The 6,297-nt window shown below is 54.5% G+C and carries 3 protein-coding genes; all 3 read right to left on the bottom strand.

Translation table 11 applies throughout. From position 1 onward, the window contains the following. A partial coding sequence (locus ACYVEA_RS23060; protein WP_461115797.1) for a beta strand repeat-containing protein occupies nt 1-4,714 on the bottom strand: 4,714 nt, incomplete at its 3' end. An 85-nt stretch (nt 4,715-4,799) separates the two neighbouring features. After that, nucleotides 4,800-5,198, bottom strand: a complete 399-nt coding sequence (locus ACYVEA_RS23055) for a LytR/AlgR family response regulator transcription factor (protein ID WP_461115796.1) — start codon at nt 5,196-5,198, stop codon at nt 4,800-4,802. 246 nt (nt 5,199-5,444) lie between these two features. Next, on the bottom strand, nt 5,445-6,221 hold the full coding sequence (locus ACYVEA_RS23050) for a hypothetical protein (protein WP_461115795.1): 777 nt from the start codon (nt 6,219-6,221) through the stop codon (nt 5,445-5,447). Between the last annotated feature and the right edge of the window lie 76 nt (nt 6,222-6,297).

Raw genomic sequence — 6,297 nt, 5'->3', positions numbered from 1 at the left:
ACGCGGTGAAGCTCTGGCTGAAGGCCGCTGTCAACGTACCGCTGGTGATACCCGGATTGCTCACCGCTACGGTGCCTGTGGCGCTGAGCACGGTGGTAGTGGTGCTGCTTACGCAGCCACTGGCGTTAGCGACCGTCACCGAATACGTACCGGGACTGCTGACCACCAGGGTGTTGGTCGCCCCTGGGGTGCCCAGCGTGCCGCTGCCGTTGGCAAAGGTGAAGGAGGTGCCCCCTGATGCGGTCAGTGTCACCGACGTAGTAGCGCAACTCAGCGGGCCATTGTTGGTCAGCCCGGCTACTGGTAAGCTGTTGACCGTTACGTTGGTAGTGGCGCTGGCCGACTGGCTATTGTCGTTGATGGTGAGGGTGAAGGTCTGATTCCCTGAGCCGCTGGCCGTCAGGTTCTGGCTGAAGGCCGTACTGGCGGCCGTACCCGTGGTGGTGCTGGTGCCATTGGTCACCGTAAAATTGTAACTGCCCGTTACGTTGCCGATGGTAGCGGTGAAGGTGACGGGACTGCCTACACATACGGTATTATCTACTGTAGTAAAGCCCGTGATGGTGGGAACGGATGAGTTGACCACCAGGGTGTACGTCGCACTCACGCCCGAACAGCCGTTGACATCAGTGGCTCGCACCGTGATGGGGAAACTCCCGCTCGCCGTGGGCGTGCCTGATACAAGCCCGGTGTTGGCATTCAAACTCAAACCTGCGGGCAAGCTGCCACTGGCCAGGCTGAAAATATAGGGAGTGGTTCCGCCACTGGCCGTGAAGGGCTGGCTAAAGGCCGCTCCCTGGGAACCCGTCGTGGTGGACGGGTTGGCGACGGTGACTGTCGCGGTGGTGCTGGTAACGGTGGTGGTGGTGGTACTCACACAGCCACTGGCATTGGCCACACTCACCGAGTAGATCCCCCCCGTGGTGACCGAACGAGTGGCCCCCGATCCGGCTAACACTATACCACTGCCGTTGGCAAAGGTGTACGAGCTACCGCCTGATGCGGTTAAGGTGACGGTGGTCAGGGTGCAGCTCAGCGGCCCATTATTGGTCAACCCCGCTGTGGGTGCGTCGGTGCCTGTTACGTTAACGGTAGCCGTGCTGCTGCAACTGCTACCGTTACTGACCACCACCGTGAAGGTTTTCACCCCCGAGGTGGTCAGAGTGGCCGACACACTCTGGCTGGTGTTGTTGCTCAGCGTAGCCCCAGCCGGTGCACGCCAGCTATAACTGTAGCCACTGCCCCCGTTGGCACTCAGACTCACCGGCTGGCCAACGCACACCGCAGCCAGGCTGGTCGAGGCCTGGGCTGCAAAGCCGTCACTGCCAAAGCCGCGACTACAGAAGGCATCGAAATCACCTCCTCCCGGTAGCCCCGGATTATAGGAGAAAACAATATCGCGTCCTCCTCCACAAAGCGCCGTCAGGGAGGCCGGAAAGCAACCGCTTAACTGATTGTTGCTAAAGTCGATAAATCGTAGGTTGGTCATTGCACCCAGACTGGCAGGAATGCTACCCGTTAACTGATTGCTACCTAGACCAAGATATTGCAGGCTGGTCAGCGTATTAAGATTGGTCGGGATGCCGCCCGTTAACCGAGTAGAAGATAAATTAAGAATTTCCAGGTTGGCCAGCCCAGTCAGGTCGGGAAAAGAGCCTGTGAAGGGGTTGCTGCTTATTTCAAGGTATACCAGTTTAGAGAGCCCCTTGAAGCTATTGACAAGGTTACCCGTCAACTGATTATATCCTAAACTAATACCTGTCAGGTTGGTCAGTACGGTAAAACTGCTCGGAATACTGCCCGTTAGTGCATTGTTATCCAGTTCGAGACGAGTCAGGCTGGTTAGATTGCTCAAGCCCGTTGGAATAGTGCCTTGCAACTGAGGGTTAGCGTTAATCTGAAGGTTCGTTAGACCAGTGAGCGCACTCAGACTAGTCGGAAGACTACCCACCAGGTTGTTGTTGTACAACACAATTCCACTGACTCGGCCATTGGCGCAGGTCAGCCCGAACCAGGGTTGGCCCCCGTTGCCCGTACAGGGATCGCAGCCGCTGAGCCAGCCCGTTTTATTGGTCCAGTTCGCTCCGCCTGTACTGGTGTAGAGATCTGCCAGCGGCTGATAGTCGGGGCTGTTGGTTACCGTGACGCTTGTCACCAGCGACGCGGTCTGACTGTTCGCACTCACCGTCAGGGTGAAGCTCTGAGTTCCCGAGCCCGCAGCCGTTACCTGCTGACTAAAACTCGTATTGGCAGACGTACCGGCGATGGACGTACTGCTGCCGTTGGTGAGCGTGTAGTTGTAAGAGCCCGTCACGTTACCCACACTGGCCCTGAACGTCACCGGACTGCCGACGCAGGCGGGATTCGGCGTAGCCGCCAGCCCATTGATAGTAGGAACGACCGCATTGACCACCAGCGTATAGGTAGCACTGGTGCCAGAACAGCCATTGGCATCAGTAGCCTTGACGGTAATGGGGAAGTTCCCACTCTGAGTGGGCGTGCCCGACAGGACACCCGTGGTCGACAGATTCAATCCGGTAGGCAACGTACCACTAGCCAGGCTGAAACTGCGGGGCGTTGTCCCTCCGCTCGCCGTAAAGGTTTGATTGAAGGCTGTCCCCTGGGAACCCGTCGTGGTGGACGGGTTGGCAACCGTGACTGTCGCGGTGGTGCTGGTGACGGTGGTGGTGGTGGTACTCACACAGCCACTGGCATTGGCGACACTCACCGAGTACGTCCCCGCCACCGTCACCGAACGAGTGGCCCCCGATCCGGCTAACACTATACCACTGCCGTTGGCGAAGGTATATGAGCTGCCCCCTGATGCAGTTAAGGCGACAGTGGTGAACGTGCAGCTCAGCGGGCCGTTATTAGTCAGCCCGGCCACTGGTAAGCTGTTGACGGTTACGTTGGTAGTGGCGCTGGCCGACTGGCTGTTGTCGCTGATGGTCAGGGTGAAGGTCTGATTGCCTGAGCCGCTGGCCGTCAGGTTCTGGCTGAAGGCCGTACTGGCGGCCGTACCCGTGGTGGTGCTGGTGCCATTGGTCACCGTAAAGTTGTAACTGCCCGTTACGTTGCCAATGGTGGCCGTGAAGGTAATGGAACTACCCACACAGACGGTATTGTCTACTGTAGTAAAGCCCGTGATGGTGGGTGCTCCGATCGTATTGGTCAGGTTGAAGGTACGGGCTGGGCTAGCCCCGTTGGCACTGGCTGTCACCCCATAAGCACCTCCCACCGTGGCATTGGCCGTGACGGATGCTGAAGCCGTGGTGGTGCCAATACTGGCCGTTATGGATGTGGGGTTGATGCTGGCACCTGAACCTGGCCCCGTAAACGTCACCACGCCCCCGGCCACTGGCTCGCTGTTGGCACTGCTGACGGTGACCACTAACGGATTGGCGAAGGCCGTATTGACCGTAGCACTCTGGTTGTTGCCGCTGGTTAAGGCCATGGCAAAGCCCCGTGACTCAAACGAGCCGACGTCGGTAACCCCAACTCGGGACATACCTCGATCATCAGTCGTGGGGGCACCAACAGCTGTACCGGCATTGATGGCCGGGCTACCCGGCAGCAGCGCGTGGGTTTGACGTGGACCCCCATAGTTGCCCAACGCCGACAACAGAGCATCGACCCCTACCTTATTGTTGTTGACTCCGTTGGTCAAGTCACCCGAACCACCGGTGCCAATTACATTGTAAGATGAACTCGCATCGACTGGCCCAAAAATATCAGGATTGACATTGGCACTATTGCCCGCAACAATACAATTTTTTAGCAACGGAGGTACTGCGTTGAGATTGACACCAAGGGCTCCATTGTTTCCTGTGTTGCCCGTGATTGTCGTATTGGTAATCTTGACGAGTTGTATGTTCTCAACATCACTGATGGCATTACCTTGGCCACCTGCATTATTGCCACTAAAGGTACAATTGGTTACAATTGCCGCAGCATCTGCCCGAAAAATAATCCCTCCTCCTGCGGTGTTTGCTTGGTTATCCGTAAACAGACAATTCGTAATAGTGGCAGACCCATTGTATACACAAATGGCACCCCCGCTGGAACCAACCGAGTTATTTGAAAAGGTAGAGTTCGTTACCTGTAGAAGCGACCCTTTATGGCCAATCGCACCACCAATACTTCCCGGGCCTACCATCGTATTATTTATAAACACTGAGTTAGTAACCGTTAACTCATTTAGATTTTGAATTGCTCCGCCACAATAACGTGCCTCGTTATCACGAAACGTACAGTTTGAAACAGTTACGATGCCCGCTTGATTGTTAATTGCTCCCCCGTCTAATTCTTCGGCAAAGCCATCGGCGATAGTAAATCCATTGAAGCTAACCGTAGTGGTATTGGGGATATTAAAAATGCCGTAATTCCCGCCCGAACTACGGCGAATAGTGAGGCTGCTGGCCCCCGGCCCGACGAAGGCAATGTCTTTGGTGATATCGGGCAACACACTGGCCAGGTTGATGGTGCCGCTTATAGCACTGGCTGTAATGGTGAAGGGTCCAGCTGAACCGGATGCGGCCACATTGAGCATAGCCTGGCGCAAACTTCCTGTACCTGAGTTGTTGGTGTTGCTAACCGTAAATGTTGTCTGGCCCTGCGCCTGAAACCCCAAGCTTACCAGCACTATCAGAAAAATAATAGGCCGATAAAGAATAGTGGGAAACGTAACCAAAAAGAAACGTAGAGGTGTATGCATATTGATAATTAGTAAGAAGTCGAAAAGAATAGTGTTCGCCTGTGGCCGTTGGCGTCTAAATCCGAACCACACAGGCCCAGGTAGGCTAAGCCCTGCCCGTCTGAACGTAACGATCAGTCAATGGCAGGCTCCGGAAGACCTTACGGATGGCTACCCACCGCCGACGCGACACCGGCAATATGTCCCCTGACTGTAGGTAAATCATCCCACCCTTGTCGAGATGAGTGAGTACCATCCGATTGATATAATGGACGTTGATGATGCAGTTGCGGTGGGCCCGAACAAACCATTCACCGGGCAACTGGGGCACGTAGTATTTTAAGGTGCGGGGCATTAACAGGCGCTGGCCATCTTTCCAGTGCAGCCAGCTGTAGTTGCCAGACGCCTGTAAAAACATCAGATCCGCAAACGGAAGCCGAACTTTACCCGCATTCTGGACATGCATCTTTAAGCTGTTGGCGGGAGAATTAAGTGGCAGATTCATCAATAAAAAAAGAGAAAGGCTGAGTGAGGAGGCATTGATTTAGATGCCCATATGTGCTGGCAAATGTGGCGCTTTGGCCAACATAGATGTTAACTCATTTCCAGCATTCTTTAACTCATTTTCAGCATTTGTCCCCAAAAGGCCCTTCTTAGGGGATTTTGGGGACAAATAACCGCGTGATTGATTGTCGCGATTCCTGTCTCTGGCTAGTCAGGTAACTAACCAGAGACAGGTAACCGTATGAACTTAGATGCCACCAGTTGGTGCGCTTTCTTCTAAAAGCTGAATCATGACCGGCGCATCGGGTACGGCATTGCTACGTATAATGATGAGCCCAACATTATAATAACCAGCGTTGTCGTTGTAGTCTTTATCAAATGCCAGGATGTGAACAGCGCCATCCTTGGTAGCAGTCCCCAAAAGACGACCGTTGTCACCACTACCGGGATCGGTGGCATTGTTGATGACCGGACAGGGAAAAAATGCATTGACCTTTTTCGTGTCGTCACTGTAGTATTTATACAGTCGGCCATCATTCTTGGTATCACCCGTGAGGGTGTAGTTGTCGGTGGCATAGATTGGTCCGTGCGATTCGGGCATGCACACAATCAGGCCACCTTCATCTTTGGCGTAATCACCCGTGCCGGGGTCACAACCATACATATCCCGGCGTTTATTGCCCAGCTCGTCGGGGAGAGCCGCCAGGATAGCACTGATGCCCGTATCCCAGGCCGCCACGAATGGCGCCGTCTCGGGTTGGGCCACCACCAACGCACCACCGGCAATGGCGTTGGCAATTCCCACAATGCCCTTAACAGCGGCCATGTTTACTTTGTCGAACGAAGCAATGCCTGCGCCATCATACACATAGACCTGATCACCGACCTGTACATTGTCGATGGTAATGCCTATTTCATCATTGGCGGGGACAGATGCCCAAAGTTTAAATGCCTGAACGGTTTCTTCGTCTGCCTTATTGGGAAGAGTAAGGGTGGGGGTGAGGGTGGTTACTTCTGCGACCATTGTAGTAGAGTTGTTAGGTGATTAAAAAAAGAGACATTGTTCGCTACAAAAATGGAAGGTCGCCCCGTCTCCGAAA

Source organism: Spirosoma jeollabukense, assembly GCF_054777855.1.
Note: the sequence above shows the minus strand (reverse complement) of the source record. Positions and strands in the feature narration are given on the sequence as shown.

Coding starts and splice junctions, on each gene's coding strand:
- ACYVEA_RS23055 (WP_461115796.1), bottom strand. CDS start 5,198: ATGAATCTGCCACTTAATTCTCCCGCCAACAGCTTAAAGATGCATGTC.
- ACYVEA_RS23050 (WP_461115795.1), bottom strand. CDS start 6,221: ATGGTCGCAGAAGTAACCACCCTCACCCCCACCCTTACTCTTCCCAAT.